The sequence below is a fragment of the Streptomyces adustus genome (genome assembly GCF_009377175.1).
GTDB classification, from domain to species: Bacteria; Actinomycetota; Actinomycetes; order Streptomycetales; family Streptomycetaceae; genus Streptomyces; species Streptomyces adustus.
This window is the reverse complement of the sequence record NZ_VJZD01000011.1, coordinates 48,115-65,995: the sequence shown is the minus strand read 5'-3', so window position 1 is coordinate 65,995 and position 17,881 is coordinate 48,115. Positions and strand designations below refer to the sequence as shown.

Here is a 17,881-nt window from a genome sequence, read left to right as displayed (position 1 = left end):
CGTCGTTAAGGTGAACCCATGAGCGAACCCTCCCGCTTCGACCGCGGCCACACCGACGACCTCATGACCTTCCTGAGCGCGAGCCCGTCGCCGTACCACGCGGTGGCGAACGCCGCCGAGCGGCTGGAGAAGGCCGGCTTCCGGCAGGTCTCGGAGACGGACGCCTGGGACGGGACGAGCGGCGGCAAGTACGTGCTGCGCGGCGGCGCCATCGTGGCCTGGTACGTCCCCGCGGGCGCCGCGCCGCACACCCCCTTCCGGATCGTCGGGGCCCACACCGACTCGCCCAACCTGCGGGTCAAGCCGCTGCCCGACACCGGTGCGCACGGCTGGCGGCAGGTGGCCGTGGAGATCTACGGCGGTCCGCTGCTCAACTCCTGGCTCGACCGCGACCTGGGCCTGGCGGGACGGCTCACGCTGCGGGACGGCTCGACGCGTCTGGTCAACGTCGACCGGCCGCTGCTGCGTGTGCCGCAGCTCGCCATCCACCTCGACCGCGCGGTCAACTCGGACGGTCTCAAGCTCGACAAGCAGCGTCACCTCCAGCCCGTCTGGGGCCTCGGCGACCGGGTGCGCGACGGCGACCTGATCGCCTTCGCGGAGGAGGAGGCGGGGCTCGGCGCGGGTGAGGTGACCGGCTGGGACCTGATGGTGCACTCCGTGGAGGCGCCCGCCTACCTGGGCCGCGACAAGGACCTCGTGGCCGGGCCGCGGATGGACAACCTGCTGTCGGTGCACGCCGGCACCGCGGCGCTGGCGGCGGTGGCGGCCCGGGACGACCTGCCGTACATCCCCGTCCTGGCCGCCTTCGACCACGAGGAGAACGGCTCGCAGTCCGACACCGGCGCGGACGGCCCGCTGCTGGGCAGCGTGCTGGAGCGTTCGGTGTTCGCCCGCGGAGGGTCGTACGAGGACCGGGCCCGTGCCTTCGCCGGCACCGTCTGCCTCTCCTCCGACACCGGCCACGCGGTCCACCCCAACTACGCCGAGCGGCACGACCCGACGCACCACCCGCGCGTCAACGGCGGCCCCATCCTCAAGGTGAACGTCAACAACCGCTACGCCACCGACGGTACGGGCCGCGCGGTGTTCGCCGCCGCCTGCGAGAAGGCGGACGTCCCGTTCCAGTCCTTCGTCTCCAACAACTCCATGCCCTGCGGCACGACCATCGGCCCGATCACCGCGGCCCGCCACGGCATCCGGACCGTCGACATCGGCGTGGCCATCCTGTCGATGCACAGCGCACGGGAGTTGTGCGGCGCGGACGACCCGCACCTGCTGGCCAACGCGCTGGTGGCGTTCCTGGCGGGTTAGCAACACCCGACGCAAAGCATGGGTGTTGTCCGCCGGGGTACCCGCAGTCAGGGACCGGAACGGCCGGTCCGGACAGGGAGGCGAGCCTGATGGGTCTCGGCGGATGCATCATCCTCATCGCGGTGGGAGCCATTCTCACGTTCGCCACCGACTGGCACATGCAGGGGGTCGACCTCGACATGGTCGGAATCATCCTGATGCTGGTCGGACTGATCGGTGTGGCGACGTTCAGCGGTATCGCCCGGCGCAGGCGGGTGGTCGTACCGCCCGCGACCACCGTCGTCGAGGAGGAGCGGCACCACCACCGCGACGGCTACTCCGACGGGTACGGCGTGTGACCGAGGCCCACGGGCACAGCGCGTGATCAAGGCCAGGGACGAAAGACCCTAGACATGCCATATGGCTGTCCTGTATGACAGACAACACACACGGAGAGCTATGCAATAACTCCACCTTGTCAAGTTATGTGGATATCGTGAAGACTTCATGGCTCAGGGGCCATGAAGTCATGCAATTCCACAACGGGGGAGCTCTGCCGTGCACGACTTGGCGGTATCCGGCGACCTCGCCGCAAGGGGACACACCACCGGTTCACGCACCCGGCGTCACGGCGCCCGCCGCGCGCACGCCGCGCACGAGGAACCGGCCGACAACCCCCGGCTCGCGGTACTGATCCCGGCCCACAACGAGCAGGACCGCATCGCCGACGCCATCGACGGCCTGTGGCGGCAGAACCGGCGCCCCGACCTCATCGTGGTGGTCGCCGACAACTGCACCGACGACACCGCCGCCGTGGCCACCGCCCACGGCGCACAGGTCTTCCACACCCAGGGCAACACCCACAAGAAGGCCGGTGCCCTCAACCAGGCCATCGCCTGGATCCTGCCCCACCTCGACGACCGCGACCTGCTGCTGGTGCAGGACGCGGACACCGTGCTGAACCCCTGGTTCACCGAGACCGCCATCGGCACCTTCAACCGCAAGGTCGGCGCCGTCGGCGGTGTCTTCTACGGCGAGGAGGGCGGCGGGCTCCTCGGCCTGCTCCAGCGCATGGAGTTCCACCGCTACGCCTGGGAGCTGGACCGCACCGGCGGCAAGGCCCAGGTGCTGACCGGCACCGGGACCATGTTCCGGGCCCGGGTGCTGCGCGAGGTGCGCGCCGCCCGCCGCGCCGGCACGATCGGCGGCGGCAACAGCTACTACAGCCTCGCCTCGCTCACCGAGGACGACGAGATGACCAAGGCGGTCAAGACCCTCGGCTACCGGGCCATGTCCCCGGCCGGCTGCGAGGTCGTCACCGAGGTCATGCCCACCCTGCCCAAGCTGTGGCACCAGCGGCTGCGCTGGCAGCGCGGAGCGCTGGAGAACCTCCGCGACTACGGCTGGACCCGGGTCACCGCCCGCTACTTCGTCCAGCAGTTCCTGATGGGCTTCGGCGCGCTGTCCTTCCTGGTCTATCTGACCTTCATGATCGCGTGCACGACGCTCTACGGCCTGCCCGGCCTGTCCCCGTTCTGGACCTCGATCGGCCTGATCTTCGTGGTCGAGAAGACCGTCTCCGTCCGTCACGCCGGCCCCAAGGCACTCCTGGTGGCGCTGCTGATGATCCCGGAGATGCTCTACGACCTGTTCCAGCACGCCGTCTACTTCGCCTCGCTGTGGGGCCTGTTGCGCCGCAGCGAGGAGAAGTGGGTGGCCACCTGAGCCCCCCACACCTTCCGACAGCACATGAGCACCAAGGAGAACCACCATGTACGGACGAGTGATAGGCGTCGGCACCACCGGTGCCGGAGGGGCCACGCTGGCCGCCACCGGGATGTGGATGAACAGCATGGCCCTGATGGTGGCCGCCACCACGCTGGTGGCGGCCGGAGTGGCCCTGTACAAGCTGGCGCCGCGCCCGCGCCGCCGCTGAACCGCCGGACGCCCCGGTCTTCCGGGGCGTCCGCCCTGCGGACGTCCTGACCCGTCAGGCGTCCCGCGCCGTCTCCTGGTCGTCCATGCCGGCCAGGACCAACGGCAGCCGGTCCGCCCCGCCTTCGGTGAGGCGGACCGGAACTCCCCAGTCCTGCTGGTGCACATGGCAGGCCGGGTACTCGTTGGCCGGGTCGTCGTCGCACGACGCGGCCATCGCCGAGACGTGCAGCACGCCCTCGGTGACCGCCGGGTCCAGCTCCAGCGTGCGCGAGAGGTCCGTGTCCGCGCCCTCTCCCGCCAGCAGCAGTCCGGGCGGGGTCGAGGAGACCAGCAGCCGGGTCGAGGGACCGTAGCGGGTGTCCAGCTTCTGGCCCGCCGGAGCCTGGAAGATCACGTCCAGCCGCAGCCTGCCGGGCCGCACCTCGGTGGCCGCACGCTGTGTGCGGTGGGCGACCGACTCCACCCGCACCGCCTCCTCCGGCAGCCGCAGCCGGGTCAGCCGGTGCCGGGCCGACTCCACCACCACGATGTCCTCGCCGACCAGCACGGCGTCGCTCGGCTCCCGCAGATCCGTGGCCAGCGTGCTCACCTCGCCGGTCGCGGGGTCGTAGCGGCGCAGCGCATGGTTGTAGGTGTCGGCGACGGCGACCGAACCGTCGGGCAGCGCGGTCACCCCCAGCGGGTGCTGGAGCAGCGCCTGCCCGGCGGCCCCGTCCCGGTGCCCGAAGTCGAACAGGCCGGTGCCCACGGCCGTGTGGACGACGCCGTCGAGGTCCACCCAGCGCAGCGCGGACGTCTCGGAGTCGGCGAGCCACAGCCGGTCGGCGGTGGCCGCGAGCCCGGAGGGCTGGGCGAACCAGGCCTCGGCCCCCGGCCCGTCGACCAGCCCCTCGTTGGTCGTCCCCGCCGCGACGGCGACGGTCCCGGCGGCGGGGTCGTACGCCCACAGCTGGTGGACGCCCGCCATCGCGATCCACACCCGGCCGCCGAAGACGGCCACGTCCCACGGCGAGGACAGGTCGACCTCGCGGGCCGGTCCGGACGACGGCGAGCCCTGCCACCACTGGCGGCCGGTGCCCGCGAGGGTCGTCACCTCGCCGGTCGCAAGATCCAGGCGCCGCAGGGCGTGGTTGACGGTGTCGGCGACGACGACGTCCCCGTCCAGCAGCGTCAGGCCCTGCGGCTCGTTGAAGGTCGCCGTGTCCGCCGTGCCGTCCGCGAAGCCGCGCGCCCCCGATCCGATGCGCCGCAGGACCGTCTCGCCGTCCTCGGCGAGCTCCACCAGCTGATGCCGGGTCGTGTCGCTGACCAGGAAGGTCCCGGAGGGCAGCAGCAGCGCCTTGCCGGGGAAGCGCAGCACCGTCGGCTCGGGCTCCGGCGCCACGTACGGCCCGTCGCCGCGGCGCAGCGTGCCCTTCGCCTCGTGCTCGGCCTCCAGCTCCTCGACGAGCCGCGCGATCGCGTGCGCGTGTCCCTCGCCGGCGTGCTGCGCGACGACGTACCCCTCGGGGTCGATCACGACCAGCGTCGGCCAGGCCCGTACCGCGTACTGCTTCCAGGTGGCGAGCTCCGGGTCGTCGAGCACGGGGTGCTCCACCCCGTAGCGCTCGACCGCGTCCACGACCGCCTGGTGCTCGGCCTCGTGCACGAACTTCGGCGAGTGGACCCCGACGATCACCACGGTGTCCCGGTGCTTCTCCTCCAGCTCCCGCAGCTCGTCGAGAACATGCAGGCAGTTGATGCAGCAGAAGGTCCAGAAATCGACGATGACGATACGGCCCCGGAGCTCCGCGAGGCCGAGCTGCTTGCCGCCCGTGTTGAGCCAGCCGCCCTTGCCCAGCAGTTCGGGGGCGCGGACACGGACGCGGCGGGGAGAGGAGTCGCTCATGATCCCAGAGTGCCATCACCGCTGCTGGGGCGTGGTCCCGCCCTGCCCACCGCGCCGGGGCGGCGGGCAGGGCGGCCGGCGGGGGATCAGTTCTGGTGGATCACATCCGCGCCCGGCCCCCCGGACAGCGCGTCCCGGCCCGGGCCGCCGTACAGCCTGTCGTTGCCGCTGTTGCCGTACAGGACGTCGTCGCCGCTGTCGCCGTACAGAAGGTCGTTGCCCTTGCCGCCGTACAGCGTGTCGGCCGCGCTCCCGCCGTGGAGCCGGTCGTTGCCGTCGTCGCCGTAGAGGTGCTGGCTCCCCGGGCCGCCGTACAGCACGTCGTTGCCCCGGCCGCCCCGGACGATGTTGTCGCCGCCGCTCGCCCGGATCGTGTCGTTGCCGTCGCCGCCCCAGGCCAGCGCTTCCGCGCCCACCGTGAGGGTGTCGTCGCCCGCGTCGCCCGAGGCGTAGGTGCCGTCGAGACGGCCGGAGTCGGTCAGTCTGTCGTTGCCGGCGCCCAGCGAGATCTCGGCGTAGAAGTAGATCTGGCCGGTGGCGTTCTTGTACGCGACCGTGTCGTCGCGGTCGCCGAGATTCATGACCAGGGCGGCGTACGGGTCCTGGCTGTCCATGAGGGTGACCGTGCAGGACACCTTCGTGCGGTCCGCGGCGGCGGGGTACGCGCAGCCGTGGCCCGCGCCGATCGCGACGACGTCGTCGATCACGTAGGTGATGCCCGTGCGGTCCGCGGTGAGCGACGCGGTGACGATGGCCTTGTTGGCCTGGCCCGCGGCGGCCCGGTAGGTGAGCTGCCAGTCGTACGAATTGACCGCGGCGGTGGCCGTCGACGGCGCGGCGCCCGCGGTCCCGGTCAGGGTGAACGCGGCGGCCAGGGCGGCGCCGAGGACCGCCGCGGCGGCCGGGACGGCGCGGGTCGCCCGGCGACGGGCTGAGCGAGAAGACATGACGAAACCTCCGGGAGGAACGTGCGACGTCTGTGCGACTTACGCTCCGTTCGACTCGGGCCCCGGTCGCATGGTTGGACAAACACCGCACGGCGGACGGAAGTTCAACCGGCGTACACCCCTTCGCCCGACGGATTCGACACCCCGGACACCGAGTGTGATCGCTCCGTGACGATGGGCCCGCGCCGGGGAAGCCATGGGGCATGAGATTCCTGGTACGCGACCGGCTGCTCGGCTTCGGCGACGACTACTGGATCGAGGACGAGCACGGCGAGAAGGTGTTCCTCGTCGACGGCAAGGCGATGCGGCTGCGCGACACCTTCGAGCTGAAGGACGCCCGCGGACGCGTCCTGATCGACTTCCACCGCAAGATGCTGACGCTGCGGGACACGATGGCGATCGAGCGGGACGGAGAGCCGCTCGCGACGATCCGGCGCAAGCGGCTCTCCCTGCTGCGCAACCACTACCGGGTGTCCCTCGTGGACGGCACCGAGCTGGACGTCGGCGGCAAGGTCCTCGACCGCGAGTTCGCCGTCGAGTACGACGGCGAACTGCTCGCCGTCGTCTCCCGGCGGTGGCTGCACGTGCGGGAGACGTACGGCGTCGACGTCGTACGGGAGGACGCCGATCCGGCGCTGCTGATCGTCGTGGCGGTGTGCGTGATCCACCTGGCGGAGCAGGAGCGGGAGGACGACTGATCCCGGGCCCTGCGTGAAGGGGTGACGACTGATCCCGGGCCCTGGGCGAAGCGGTGCGGCGGGCACCGGGACGCGGTTCCTCGGTGGAGCGGTGCGGCCGGTCCCGGGACGCGGTTCCTCAGTGACGGGGTGCGGCCAGCCCCAGGACGCGGTCCTTCAGGGCGGGGAACTGCTCGCGGACCGTGGCGACCTTCGCCGGGTCGAACTCCACGGTGAGGACCTCCTCCTCGGCGCCCGCCTGGGCGAGCACCTCGCCCCAGGGATCGACCACGATCGAGTGACCCGCCTGGGGAACTCCCGCATGCGTCCCGGCCGTTCCACACGCGAGCACGAACGCCTGGTTCTCCACCGCCCGTGCCTGGGCCAGCAGCGTCCAGTGCGCGCGCCGGCGCTCGGGCCAGCCGGCCGAGAGCAGCAGCACCTCGGCACCGGCGTCGACGAGCCCGCGGAAGAGTTCGGGGAAACGGAGGTCGTAGCAGGTGGCCAGACCGGCCGTGGTGCCGGCCAGCCGCACGGTGCGCAGTTCCGTGCCCGCGCCCATGAGCACGGCCTCGCCCTGGTCGAACCCGAAGCGGTGGATCTTGCGGTAGGCGGCGGTGAGCTCCCCGGAGGGGGAGAAGAGGAGCGAGGTGTTGTACAGGGAGCCGTCCGGATCCCGCTCCGGGATCGAGCCCGCGTGCAGCCACACGCCCGCGTCGCTCGCGGCCTTCGCCATCGTCTCGTGGGTGGGCCCGTCGATCGGCTCCGCCTCGTCGGCGAACCGCTGGTAGGCGAAGGCGCCCGTGGTCCACAGCTCGGGCAGCATCACCAGGTCGGCGACGCCTGCCTGATCCCGTACCAGAGAGGCCACCCGGGTCCGCCGTGACGCGGTCGATTCGCCTTCGTCCACGGCGACTTGGATCAAAGAGGCGCGCACACTACCACCGTCCTGGCATTCGAGCCGTCCACACGGGCCTACGATCGTCACACGAAAGCACTGCCGGGGTGCCTCGCAGCAGCGTAACTTGGGGGTCCCCCCGATTCGAGCGGAGCCGAGAATAGGGGGAGCCAAGGCACCCACCGATTGTCACCTCCCGCTGGCAACGCCGCCGTAAACCAACCGTGTACCAACCGCCGAGGGGTCCCGTTCCGTGAGTCTGCATCCCACCCTCCAGCCCTACGCCGACGCCTGGACCCACTCCATCGACGCGATATCCGAACTGGTCCAGCCGCTCGTGGAGGGCGAGTGGAACCGGCGGACCCCGTGCCCGGGGTGGTCGATCCGGGACGTCGTCTCGCATGTGATCGGCCTGGACTGCGAGATGCTGGGCGACCCGCGTCCCATCCACACCCTGCCCCGGGACCTGTTCCACGTCACCAACGAGCACCAGCGCTACATGGAGATGCAGGTCGACGTCCGCCGCCACCACACGGCGCCGGAGATGACGTCGGAGCTGGAGTACACGGTCATCCGCCGCAACCGCCAGCTGCGCAACGAGTCCCGCGATCCCGGTACGAAGGTGCGCGGCCACCTCAGCACCGAGGTCACCCTCGAGGAGTCCATGCGCACCCACGCGTTCAACGTCTGGGTGCACGAGCAGGACCTCCGGGCCGCCCTCGGCCGTCCGGGCAACCTCGACTCCCCCGGCGCGCACATCGCCCGCGACGTGCTGCTCGCCGGACTCCCCCAGGTCGTGGCCGACAAGGCGCAGGCTCCGCGCAGTTCGGCGGTCGTCCTCGACGTGCACGGCCCCGTCGAGTTCCTGCGCACGATCCGCGTCGACATCCAGGGCCGCGGCACCCTGGAGACGGCACCCGCCCTCGGCCCCGCCGCCACCATCGGCCTCGACTGGGAGACCTTCGTGCGGCTGGCCTGCGGCCGGGTGTCCGCGGACGCGATGGCAGACCGGATCAAGACGGAGGGCGACCCGGAACTCACCGAGGCGATCCTGCGGAACTTCGCGGTCACCCGCTGACGCGGTGACTCGCTGATCCAGTGACCCTGGGTGCCCCGGTGAGGCGATGACGGGGTGACGCGGTGAGGCGGAGGCGTGCCGGCCCGGTGGGGCCGGCCACGGGCGGGGGACACCCGCCCGTCCGCCCGCTCACACCGGTACGTGCACCGTCTCCACCCGGGACGCCACCAGCCGCTCCCGCTCCCGCCGGGCCGCCCTGCTGCGCAGCCGCAGGATCTGGGAGACGCCGAGCGCCTGGAGGACGAACACCGCGCAGAAGGCGACGGTGAAGTCGTCGCCGGTGGCGTCCAGCAGCACCCCCACCGCGAACAGCGTCGTCATCGAGGCGACGAACCCGCCCATGTTCGTGATGCCGGACGCGGTTCCCTGCCGCTCCGGCGGATTCGCCGGCCGCGCGAAGTCGAAGCCGAGCATCGACGCCGGTCCGCACGCCCCGAGCACCGCGCACAGCACGATCAGCAGCCACATCGGCGCGTGCGCGCCGGGCCAGGCCAGCGTCACCGCCCAGACCACGGCCGTGGCCCCCACCGTCCCCAGCGCCAACGGCAGCCGGGCCTCGTGGTGCCGGGCCACGATCTGGCCGTACACCAGGCCGATCAGCATGTTGGAGAGCACGACCAGCGTGAGGAGTTCACCGGCGGTGGCCCGGCTGAGCCCTTGTGCCTCGACCAGGAACGGCATCCCCCACAGCAGCAGGAACACCATCGCGGGGAACTGGGTGGTGAAGTGCACCCACAGCCCGAGCCGCGTCCCCGGCTCCCGCCAGGACGCGAGGATCTGACGGCGGACATAGGCGGCGCCCCGGTGCGGGAACGGCTCCGGCTCGAACCCCTCGGGGTGGTCCTCCAGGAACAGCAGCAGCAGGACGAGCACCACGACTCCGGCGAGCGCGCTGCCCGCGAACGCCGCCGTCCATCCGATGCCGTGCAGCAGCCGGGCCAGCACCAGCGTCGACACCAGGTTGCCGGCCATGCCGGCCAGACCCGCGAGCTGCGCGACCAGCGGTCCGCGCCGCGCCGGGAACCAGCGCGAGCCGAGCCGCAGCACGCTGATGAACGTCATCGCGTCACCGCACCCGAGCAGCGCCCGCGACGCGAGCGCCGTGCCGTACGACGGTGAGAACGCGAAGCCCAGCTGCCCGGCCGTGAACAGCACGACGCCGATGGTCAGCACCTTCCTGGTACCGAGCCGGTCCACCAGGAGCCCCACGGGTATCTGCATGCCCGCGTACACCAGCAGTTGGAGGATGGAGAACGTGGACAGCGCGGAGGCGCCCACGTGGAAGCGGTCGGCGGCGTCGAGTCCGGCCACTCCCAGGGACGTTCGGAAGATGACGGCGACGAAGTAGACGGCGACGCCGATGGACCAGACGGCCACGGCGCGGCGGCCGCCCGGCGGGTCCGAGGGGAGCACGGCCGCCGGCCTGGATCCGCCGCTCATCGGACCTCGCCCCGGGCCAGATGGGAGAACCAGCCGATGTGCCGGTGGACCAGGGAGACGGCCGCCTCCGCGTCCCCCGCGCGCAGCGCGCCGAGGATCTCCTCGTGCTCGGTGAGGGTCTTGGCGATCCGGTCGGGGTGGGAGTGCATCACCGCCACGCCCATCCGCAGCTGGCGGTCGCGGAGCTGGTCGTAGAGGCGGGAGAGGATCTCGTTGCCGCCGCTGCGGACGATCTCCGCGTGGAAGCAGCGGTCGGTGACGGCGGCGCCCGCCAGGTCCCCGGCGGCGGCCTGGGCCTTCTGCCGGGCCAGCAGCCCCTCCAGCCGTTCGACGAGACCGGCGGGGGCGGGCACGGCCTTGCGCGCCGCGTGCTCCTCGACCAGCAGTCTGGTCTCCACGACGTCGGCGATCTCCTGCGCGGAGACCGGCAGGACCAGGGCGCCCTTCTTCGGGTAGAGCTTGAGCAGCCCCTCGGCCTCCAGTCGCAGCAGCGCCTCACGCACGGGGGTGCGCGACACCCCGACGGCCTCGGCGAGCTCGCCCTCGGTGAGCAGGGTGCCGCCCTCGTAACGGCGCTCCAGGACGGCTTGCTTGACATGGCTGTAGACGCGGTCGGCGGCGGGTGCTTGTTTGACGGCCAGGCTCATGCCCACAGGATAGATACATCACGTACGCATGGTGGCGCCCGTTCCAGCATCCGGACCCCGGACCGGACGGGCCTCTCCCCCTTCACCCGTTCGGGGAATTCGGCCCCAGCAACCGCACAACCTTCTGTGCTACTTACGTGTCACACACTTGCGGCCCTCTCGCTGTAGCAAGCCAACTCGGCCGCACAACAGGGGCATTCAACTTATTCGGGGTAACTCACTTGATAAAGGGCATTAAGGGCATCCGTCGCCGCCGTGTCGCCGCCGTAGCCGTCACCGCGGGCGCCGTGCTGGCCACCGGAGCCTTCGCCGCCGCACCCGCGCAGGCCGTCACCACGCCGACGATCATGGGCAAGACCGGCTATGTGATGAACAACGCGAACGGTGCGACGCTCTACAACAAGGGCATGGACACCAAGCTGTCCACCGGTTCCACCACGAAGATCATGACCGCGAAGGTCGTGCTCTCGCAGTCCAACCTCAACCTGGACGCCAAGGTCACCATCCAGAAGGCGTACAGCGACTACATCGTCGCCAAGGGCGCGTCGTCCGCCCACCTGATCGTCGGTGACAAGGTCACCGTCCGCCAGCTGCTCTACGGTCTGATGCTGCCGTCCGGCTGCGACGCCGCGTACGCGCTGGCCGACAAGTACGGCACCGGTTCGACCAGGGCCCTGCGGGTGAAGTCGTTCCTCGCCAAGATGAACTCCACCGCCAAGAGCCTCGGCATGACGAACAGCCACTTCGACTCGTTCGACGGCATCGGCAACGGTGGCAACTACTCGACGGCGAAGGACCTGACGAAGCTCGCCAGCAACGCGATGAAGAGCGCCAACTTCCGCGCGATCGTCAAGACCAAGTCGTACACGGCCAAGACGATCACCAAGACCGGCAGCACCCGCACCATGGCCGCGTGGACGAACACGAACACGCTGCTCAGCAGCTACAGCGGTGCCATCGGTGTGAAGACCGGCTCCGGCGTCGAGGCGAAGTACTGCCTCGTCTTCGCCGCGACCCGGAACGGCAAGACCGTCATCGGCACGATCCTCGCCGACACCAACGCCACGCAGCGTGCCACGGACGCCACGAAGCTCCTCAACTACGGCTTCGCGAAGCTGGCCTGACGCACACAGATCGAGGGGGTCCTTCCGCGGCGGCGGAAGGACCCCCTCGGTGTTTCCCGCCCGATTTCACCCGCACCGGTGAACATCATTGCGCTGGCTGGCATATTCGATTTGCTCCGCTCTACGTTCCGCAGCGGAGGTGGTTCACATGAATGAACCCGGCAAGAGGCCCGACGCGGGCAAGCGGCACGACGCGATCGACGTCGGCGACTTCGTCTACGCGGCCACGGGCGCCCGGGTCCGCCGGCTGACCCTGCCCGGCGGAGCGCACTGGTTCCCTGCGGTCGACGTGTGCAAGGAGTTGGGGTACGCCAACTCGCGGAAGGCTCTTTCCGATCATGTACCCGAAGAACATCGAGACAATCTCGAGACCGTCACTGGAAGTTACGGTCTCAGCATTCCCCCAGGCAGGGGCTGGCGCCGAGACTTGCAGCTCATCGATCTCCAAGGCCTGATCCTCCTCGTCAACGGCTGCACCAAGCCCGCCTGCGAACCCTTCAAGCAGTGGTGCGCCGAGGTGATCGAGACCGTCCAGCGCGATGGTTCCTACACGCTGGAGGAGGCCGAGGTGCAGCCCTCCGCACCCGGCGCCCCCATCGCGTACGCCATGCCGGAGCAGATCGCCGATGCCATCGTCCGGCTGGAGGAGCGCAACATCCAGGCGGACGAGCAACTCGCCGTCGCCCGGCAGGAGTCGCTCGCCCTGCAACGCACCACGGTGGATCTCCAGCACACCGCGGTGGACCTCCAGACGAACATGATGGAGATGCAGCGCACCCTGGTGGAGATGCAGCGCGAGGCCCTCGCGGCGCAGCAGGCCGTGGCGCTGGCCATGGAACGCATCGCGAACCGGCTCGACGCCCTGGCCCTCGACCGTCCGGCGCCCGCTGCGACCGTCCCGGTGAACCCGACCACCGAGTCCGTGCTGGCCGACTGGCGGCAGCGGCTGTCCGTGACGTCGGACGTGTGGGCGGTGGCGGTGGCGATCGTCCCGGTCCTGGTCGAGACGGGTGAGCTGCGTCAACCGCTGGAGTCCATCGCGGCCCGTACGGGGCTCTCGGTGCACCGGGTGAACGACAGCCTGCGGATGCTGCGCAAGCACGCCTGCATCCACTCGCGGGGCGCAAGCGAGGACGGGGCGCCGATCTACGTGCTGAACCGTCCCTGACCCGGACCCGGAACAGCAGAGAGGGGACGGTCGCAAACCAAAGTTGCGGCCGGCCCCTCTCTGCGTCGAGCCTATCCGGTCGAGGCGACCGTCATGCCCAGGTGATCAGCTTTTTCGGTTCTTCCAGGATCGCCGCGACATCCGCGAGCACCTTCGATCCCAGTTCGCCGTCGACCAGTCGGTGGTCGAAGCTCAAGGCCAGCGTGGTGACCTGGCGAGGCTTCACCTTGCCCTTGTGGACCCACGGCTGGAGCTTGATCGCACCGACCGCGAGGATCGCGGACTCACCCGGATTGAGGATCGGCGTACCGGTGTCGACGCCGAAGACGCCGACGTTGGTGATCGTCACCGTCCCGCCCTGCATCGCCGTCGGCGAGGTCTTGCCCTCGCGCGCCGTCGACACCAGCTCGCCCAGTGCCTCGGCCAGCTGCGGCAGCGTCTTCGTCTGCGCGTCCTTGATGTTCGGCACGATCAGACCGCGCGGGGTGGCCGCCGCGATGCCCAGGTTGACGTAGTGCTTGAGCACGATCTCCTGGTTGGCCTCGTCCCAGGACGCGTTGACGTCCGGGTTGCGCTTGATCGCGACCAGCAGGGCCTTGGCGATCAGCAGCAGCGGGTTCACCCGCAGGCCCTGCATCTCCTTGTCCTGCTTCAGCTCCTCGACGAGCTTCAGCGTGCGGGTCACGTCGACCGTCACGAACTCCGTGACGTGCGGCGCGGTGAACGCGGAACCGACCATGGCCTGCGCGATCGCCTTGCGGACCCCCTTGACCGGGATCCGGGTCTCGCGGGCGGTGTCGTACGCCGCGACCGGCGCCGGGGCCTGCACCGGCGCCGGGGCGGCGGCCGGAACGGGAGCCGCCGGGGCCACCGGAGCGGCGACGGCCGGGGCCTGCGCGGCGGCGGCCGCCGCGTGCACGTCCTCGCGCGTGACGATGCCGTCCGGACCGGACGGAACCACCTGCGCCAGGTCCACGCCCAGGTCCTTGGCCAGCTTGCGCACCGGGGGCTTGGCCAGCGGACGCTGCCCGGCGGTGGCGGCCGGGCCGCCCGCGCCGTTCAGCTCGCCCTGGATCGCCGCGGCAGCCGCCGGAACCGGCTGAGCGGTCCGGGTCTCCTGGCCCGGGGCCTGCGTGCCCTTGCGGGGGCGCCGCCGGGTGGAGGAGGTGGCCACGCCGTAGCCCACGAGGACCGGCGTGCGGGCCGGCGCCGCCGGCTCCTCGGGTGCCGGGGACTCCTCCTGCTGCGCGGCGGCGGGCGCCGGGATCTCGACGGGGGCAGCCCCGCCCGCCACGTCCACCGCGATGATCGCCGTGCCCACGTCCACCGTGGTTCCCTCGGGGAACCGCAGTTCGCGGACCACTCCGTCGTAGGGGATGGGGAGTTCGACGGCCGCCTTGGCGGTCTCGACCTCGCACACCACCTGGCCGTCCGTCACCGTGTCGCCGGGCTGGACATACCACTTGAGGATCTCGGCCTCGGTGAGTCCCTCGCCCACGTCGGGCATCTTGAACTCGCGTACGGACCCTTCGGTCATCGTCGTCACGACCCTCTCCTCAGTACGCCAGGGCACGGTCGACGGCGTCGAGCACCCGGTCCAGGCCCGGCAGGTACTCCTCCTCCAGGCGGGCCGGCGGGTACGGGGCGTGGTAGCCGCCGACCCTGAGCACCGGAGCCTCCAGGTGGTAGAAGCAGCGCTCCGTGATCCGGGCGGCGATCTCCGCGCCGGAGCCGAAGAACACGGGCGCCTCGTGGACCACGACCAGGCGGCGGGTCTTCTCGACCGAGGCCTGGATGGTGTCGAAGTCCAGCGGGCTGATCGAGCGCAGGTCCACGACCTCCAGGGACTTGCCCTCCTCGGCGGCCGCGGCGGCGACCTCCAGGCACGTCTTGACCATCGGGCCGTACGCGACCAGCGTGAGGTCCGTGCCCTCGCGGGCGACGCGGGCCTTGTGCAGCTCGCCCGGGATGGCGTCGGTGTCGACCTCGCCCTTGTCCCAGTAGCGGCGCTTGGGCTCGAAGAAGATGACCGGGTCGTCGCTCTGGATCGCCTGCTGGAGCATCCAGTAGGCGTCGGAGGGGGTCGCCGGGGTGACGACCTTGAGGCCCGCGACGTGCGCGAAGAGCGACTCGGGGGACTCGGAGTGGTGCTCGACGGCGCCGATGCCGCCGCCGTACGGGATGCGGATGACGACCGGCACCTTCACGGCGCCGAGCGACCGGGCCCGCATCTTCGCGAGCTGGGTGACGATCTGGTCGTACGCCGGGAAGACGAAGCCGTCGAACTGGATCTCCACGACCGGCCGGTAGCCGCGCAGCGCCAAGCCGATCGCGGTGCCGACGATGCCGGACTCGGCGAGCGGAGTGTCGATGACCCGGTCCTCGCCGAAGTCCTTCTGGAGGCCGTCGGTGATCCGGAAGACTCCGCCCAGCTTGCCGACGTCCAGGCCCATGATGACGACCTTGGGGTCGGTCTCCAGGGCCTTGCGCAGCGACTCGTTGAGCGCCTTCGCGAGGGGAAGCGTCTGAACAGCCATGATTACTCGGCCTCTCCGCCCGTGAAGGACGCCTGGTAGGCGGCGAACTGCGCGCGCTCCTCGTCGACGAGCGCGTGCCCGTCCGCGTACACGTTGTCGAAGATCGCCATGTGCTCCGGTACGGGCATGGCCCGGACGACCTCGCGGACGTGCTTGCCGAGCGCCTCGCTCTCCGTCTCGAGCTCCTCGAAGAAGGCCGCGTCGGCGTGGCCCTCGTTCTCCAGGTAGGCCCGCAGGCGCAGGATCGGGTCCTTGGCCTCCCACTCCTCGCGCTCCGCGTCGCGGCGGTAGCGGGTCGGGTCGTCGGAGGTGGTGTGGGCGGCCATGCGGTACGTGAACGCCTCCACCAGCGTCGGTCCCTCGCCGTGCCGGGCGCGCTCCAGGGCCGCGCGGGTCACCGCGAGGCAGGCCAGGACGTCGTTGCCGTCGACCCGGACGCCGGGGAAACCGAAGCCGCGGGCGCGCTGGTAGAGCGGGACGCGGGTCTGCTTCTCGATGGGCTCGGAGATCGCCCACTGGTTGTTCTGGCAGAAGAACACGACCGGAGCGTTGTAGACCGCCGAGAAGACGAACGACTCGTTGACGTCGCCCTGGCTGGAGGCGCCGTCGCCGAAGTACGCGAGCACGGCGGAGTCCGCGCCGTCCTTGGAGACGCCCATCGCGTAGCCGGTGGCGTGCAGGGTCTGCGAGCCGAGGACGATCGTGTACAGGTGGAAGTTGTTGCTGTTGGGGTCCCAGCCGCCGTTGTTCACGCCGCGGAACATGCCGAGCAGGTTGGTCGGGTCGACCCCGCGGCACCAGGCGACGCCGTGCTCGCGGTAGGTCGGGAAGACGTAGTCGTCGTCGCGCAGGGCGCGGCCGGAGCCGATCTGGGCGGCCTCCTGGCCGAGCAGCGAGGCCCACAGGCCCAGCTCGCCCTGGCGCTGCAAGGACGTGGCCTCGGCGTCGAAGCGTCGGGTGAGCACCATGTCGCGGTACAGACCACGGAGCTCGTCGGGTGTCACGTCGGCGACGTACTTGTCGTAGTCGGCGTTCTTGACGCGCTTGCCCTCGGGCGTCAGCAGCTGGACCAGTTCCGGTCCCGCGCCCGCTGTGTCCGGCGTGCTGCCGGCGCTCGTGCGCTTGGTACCGGCGCTGCGTCGCGGCTTGCGCGCGGCAGTGCTCTCCACGGTCACGTGTAGCTCCTCCGTCGGTCCGGCCCCCGGGGTTGCCGGCAGGCTGGGTTCCCCCCTGCTCCTTTTTGGAGCCGGAGGGAGCGGCTCACCTGTTCCGGCACCCGTGCACGGGGTGGGTGCCACTCGGCCGGGAACAGGCGTGACAGGTGCCCCGGCGAGCGCCCTGCAACAGTCACGTTACCCAGTGCTCCACATTTCTGTGAAACCCCTCCTGACCTGCGATTTTGCTTGGATTTCCAAGTAAATCGGGATGGACGGGAAGGTCGCTGGTCACAGCCTTGCAGGAGGCCGGAGCAACGGCACGTTATCCCGGTCACCCACGTCACGGGAAGAGCTGACGTGGGAAACTGACCGGGTGCACGAAAAGGGAAAAATCAGGGTCTTCCTCCTCGATGACCACGAGGTGGTGCGCCGTGGGGTGCACGAGATGCTCTCGGTCGAGGACGACATCGAGGTGGTCGGCGAGGCCGGTACGGCCGCCGAGGCCCTGGCGCGAATTCCGGCCACCCGGCCGGACGTGGCGGTCCTCGACGTGCGGCTGCCGGACGGCAGTGGGGTGGAGGTGTGCCGGGAGGTCCGGTCCGGGGACGACTCCGTCGGCTGCCTGATGCTGACCTCGTTCGCGGACGACGAGGCCCTGCTGGACGCGATCATGGCGGGTGCCTCCGGCTATGTGCTGAAGGCCATCCGGGGCAACGAGCTGCTGACCGCCGTCCGTGAGGTCGCCGCCGGGAGGTCGCTGATCGATCCGCAGGCCGCCGCGCGCGTGCGCGAGCGTCTGCGCGAGGGCGGACAGGCCGAGGCCGACGACCGGCTCGCGCGGCTGACCGAGCAGGAGCGCAGGATTCTCGACCTGATCGGCGAGGGACTCACCAATCGCCAGATCGGCGAGCGGCTGCATCTCGCCGAAAAGACGATCAAGAACTACGTCTCGGGTCTGCTGGCGAAACTCGAGATGCAGCGGCGCTCCCAGGCCGCCGCCTTCGTGGCCCGGACCCAGGCCGGGAAAGAGTGAACACGCGTGCGCGGTGATCGTCCCGACCCCGTCCCGGCCTCCCTCGACGACCGCCG

The 17,881-nt window shown here is 70.6% G+C and carries 17 protein-coding genes; 9 read left to right on the top strand and 8 right to left on the bottom strand.

What is annotated here, in order from left to right:
• Nucleotides 1-18: 18 nt before the first annotated feature.
• The 4 genes from FNH09_RS04820 (at nucleotide 19) to FNH09_RS47535 (ending at nucleotide 3,229) form a co-directional block, all read left to right on the top strand.
• Complete coding sequence (locus tag FNH09_RS04820; RefSeq protein WP_152885461.1) at nucleotides 19-1,314, top strand: M18 family aminopeptidase; 1,296 nt, start codon at nucleotides 19-21, stop codon at nucleotides 1,312-1,314.
• Between the two features lie 89 nt (nucleotides 1,315-1,403).
• Nucleotides 1,404-1,652, top strand: coding sequence for a DUF6458 family protein (locus FNH09_RS04815; protein WP_152885460.1), 249 nt, complete (start codon nucleotides 1,404-1,406; stop codon nucleotides 1,650-1,652).
• 199 nt (nucleotides 1,653-1,851) lie between these two features.
• Entirely contained in the window at nucleotides 1,852-3,018 is a 1,167-nt protein-coding gene (locus FNH09_RS04810) for a glycosyltransferase family 2 protein (RefSeq protein WP_338017469.1), read from the top strand.
• Between the two features lie 46 nt (nucleotides 3,019-3,064).
• A complete protein-coding gene (locus FNH09_RS47535) occupies nucleotides 3,065-3,229 on the top strand; it encodes a hypothetical protein (RefSeq protein WP_202919593.1) in 165 nt (54 codons plus the stop codon).
• 54 nt (nucleotides 3,230-3,283) lie between these two features.
• Here the strand turns inward: FNH09_RS47535 and FNH09_RS04805 are convergent, their stop codons facing one another.
• Together FNH09_RS04805 and FNH09_RS04800 are read right to left on the bottom strand one after the other, a co-directional pair.
• Entirely contained in the window at nucleotides 3,284-5,119 is a 1,836-nt protein-coding gene (locus FNH09_RS04805; RefSeq protein WP_152885459.1) for an NHL domain-containing thioredoxin family protein, read from the bottom strand.
• A gap of 86 nt (nucleotides 5,120-5,205) precedes the next feature.
• Nucleotides 5,206-6,066 (bottom strand): calcium-binding protein, encoded by an 861-nt coding sequence (locus FNH09_RS04800; RefSeq protein ID WP_152885458.1) that lies wholly within the window; start codon nucleotides 6,064-6,066, stop codon nucleotides 5,206-5,208.
• Nucleotides 6,067-6,269: 203 nt separating this feature from the next.
• Here FNH09_RS04800 and FNH09_RS04795 point away from each other — a divergent pair, with 203 nt between their 5' ends.
• A complete protein-coding gene (locus FNH09_RS04795; protein WP_152885457.1) occupies nucleotides 6,270-6,764 on the top strand; it encodes an LURP-one-related/scramblase family protein in 495 nt (164 codons plus the stop codon).
• Between the two features lie 118 nt (nucleotides 6,765-6,882).
• Here the strand turns inward: FNH09_RS04795 and FNH09_RS04790 are convergent, their stop codons facing one another.
• Entirely contained in the window at nucleotides 6,883-7,680 is a 798-nt protein-coding gene (locus FNH09_RS04790; RefSeq protein WP_162468120.1) for a nitrilase-related carbon-nitrogen hydrolase, read from the bottom strand.
• 214 nt (nucleotides 7,681-7,894) lie between these two features.
• Here FNH09_RS04790 and FNH09_RS04785 point away from each other — a divergent pair, with 214 nt between their 5' ends.
• Nucleotides 7,895-8,719: a maleylpyruvate isomerase family mycothiol-dependent enzyme gene (locus tag FNH09_RS04785; RefSeq protein ID WP_162468119.1), complete on the top strand. Its 825-nt coding sequence runs from the start codon at nucleotides 7,895-7,897 to the stop codon at nucleotides 8,717-8,719.
• Between the two features lie 129 nt (nucleotides 8,720-8,848).
• Here FNH09_RS04785 and FNH09_RS04780 read toward each other — a convergent pair whose 3' ends face one another.
• Nucleotides 8,849-10,159, bottom strand: a complete 1,311-nt coding sequence (locus FNH09_RS04780) for an MFS transporter (protein WP_152885456.1) — start codon at nucleotides 10,157-10,159, stop codon at nucleotides 8,849-8,851.
• Nucleotides 10,156-10,806, bottom strand: a complete 651-nt coding sequence (locus FNH09_RS04775; protein WP_152885455.1) for a GntR family transcriptional regulator — start codon at nucleotides 10,804-10,806, stop codon at nucleotides 10,156-10,158. Before FNH09_RS04775 ends, FNH09_RS04780 begins: the two co-directional genes overlap by 4 nt.
• A 221-nt stretch (nucleotides 10,807-11,027) precedes the next feature.
• Between FNH09_RS04775 and FNH09_RS04770 the strand changes: the two genes are divergently transcribed.
• Both FNH09_RS04770 and FNH09_RS04765 read left to right on the top strand, forming a co-directional pair.
• A complete protein-coding gene (locus FNH09_RS04770) occupies nucleotides 11,028-11,930 on the top strand; it encodes a D-alanyl-D-alanine carboxypeptidase family protein (RefSeq protein ID WP_152885454.1) in 903 nt (300 codons plus the stop codon).
• Nucleotides 11,931-12,078: 148 nt separating this feature from the next.
• Nucleotides 12,079-13,098, top strand: a complete 1,020-nt coding sequence (locus FNH09_RS04765) for a BRO-N domain-containing protein (protein ID WP_152885453.1) — start codon at nucleotides 12,079-12,081, stop codon at nucleotides 13,096-13,098.
• 91 nt (nucleotides 13,099-13,189) lie between these two features.
• Here FNH09_RS04765 and FNH09_RS04760 read toward each other — a convergent pair whose 3' ends face one another.
• Genes FNH09_RS04760 through pdhA form a run of 3 tightly spaced genes read right to left on the bottom strand, consistent with a single transcriptional unit; the run spans nucleotide 13,190 to nucleotide 16,810 of the window.
• Nucleotides 13,190-14,644, bottom strand: a complete 1,455-nt coding sequence (locus FNH09_RS04760; protein ID WP_162468118.1) for a 2-oxo acid dehydrogenase subunit E2 — start codon at nucleotides 14,642-14,644, stop codon at nucleotides 13,190-13,192.
• A gap of 10 nt (nucleotides 14,645-14,654) precedes the next feature.
• The gene (locus FNH09_RS04755; RefSeq protein WP_152885452.1) at nucleotides 14,655-15,635 is read right to left on the bottom strand and encodes an alpha-ketoacid dehydrogenase subunit beta; all 981 of its coding nucleotides are present in this window, start codon (nucleotides 15,633-15,635) and stop codon (nucleotides 14,655-14,657) included.
• A 2-nt stretch (nucleotides 15,636-15,637) separates the two neighbouring features.
• Complete coding sequence (gene pdhA, locus FNH09_RS04750) at nucleotides 15,638-16,810, bottom strand: pyruvate dehydrogenase (acetyl-transferring) E1 component subunit alpha (protein WP_162468117.1); 1,173 nt, start codon at nucleotides 16,808-16,810, stop codon at nucleotides 15,638-15,640.
• A 355-nt stretch (nucleotides 16,811-17,165) separates the two neighbouring features.
• Between pdhA and FNH09_RS04745 the strand changes: the two genes are divergently transcribed.
• Complete coding sequence (locus FNH09_RS04745; RefSeq protein WP_162468116.1) at nucleotides 17,166-17,825, top strand: response regulator; 660 nt, start codon at nucleotides 17,166-17,168, stop codon at nucleotides 17,823-17,825.
• Nucleotides 17,826-17,881 lie beyond the last annotated feature (56 nt).

What these genes read in the sequence shown, in the direction of transcription:
- FNH09_RS04820 (WP_152885461.1), top strand. Translation starts at nt 19, where the DNA reads ATGAGCGAACCCTCCCGCTTCGACCGCGGCCACACCGACGACCTCATG.
- FNH09_RS04815 (WP_152885460.1), top strand. Translation starts at nt 1,404, where the DNA reads ATGGGTCTCGGCGGATGCATCATCCTCATCGCGGTGGGAGCCATTCTC.
- FNH09_RS47535 (WP_202919593.1), top strand. Translation starts at nt 3,065, where the DNA reads ATGTACGGACGAGTGATAGGCGTCGGCACCACCGGTGCCGGAGGGGCC.
- FNH09_RS04805 (WP_152885459.1), bottom strand. Translation starts at nt 5,119, where the DNA reads ATGAGCGACTCCTCTCCCCGCCGCGTCCGTGTCCGCGCCCCCGAACTG.
- FNH09_RS04800 (WP_152885458.1), bottom strand. Translation starts at nt 6,066, where the DNA reads ATGTCTTCTCGCTCAGCCCGTCGCCGGGCGACCCGCGCCGTCCCGGCC.
- FNH09_RS04795 (WP_152885457.1), top strand. Translation starts at nt 6,270, where the DNA reads ATGAGATTCCTGGTACGCGACCGGCTGCTCGGCTTCGGCGACGACTAC.
- FNH09_RS04780 (WP_152885456.1), bottom strand. Translation starts at nt 10,159, where the DNA reads ATGAGCGGCGGATCCAGGCCGGCGGCCGTGCTCCCCTCGGACCCGCCG.
- FNH09_RS04775 (WP_152885455.1), bottom strand. Translation starts at nt 10,806, where the DNA reads ATGAGCCTGGCCGTCAAACAAGCACCCGCCGCCGACCGCGTCTACAGC.
- FNH09_RS04765 (WP_152885453.1), top strand. Translation starts at nt 12,079, where the DNA reads ATGAATGAACCCGGCAAGAGGCCCGACGCGGGCAAGCGGCACGACGCG.
- FNH09_RS04755 (WP_152885452.1), bottom strand. Translation starts at nt 15,635, where the DNA reads ATGGCTGTTCAGACGCTTCCCCTCGCGAAGGCGCTCAACGAGTCGCTG.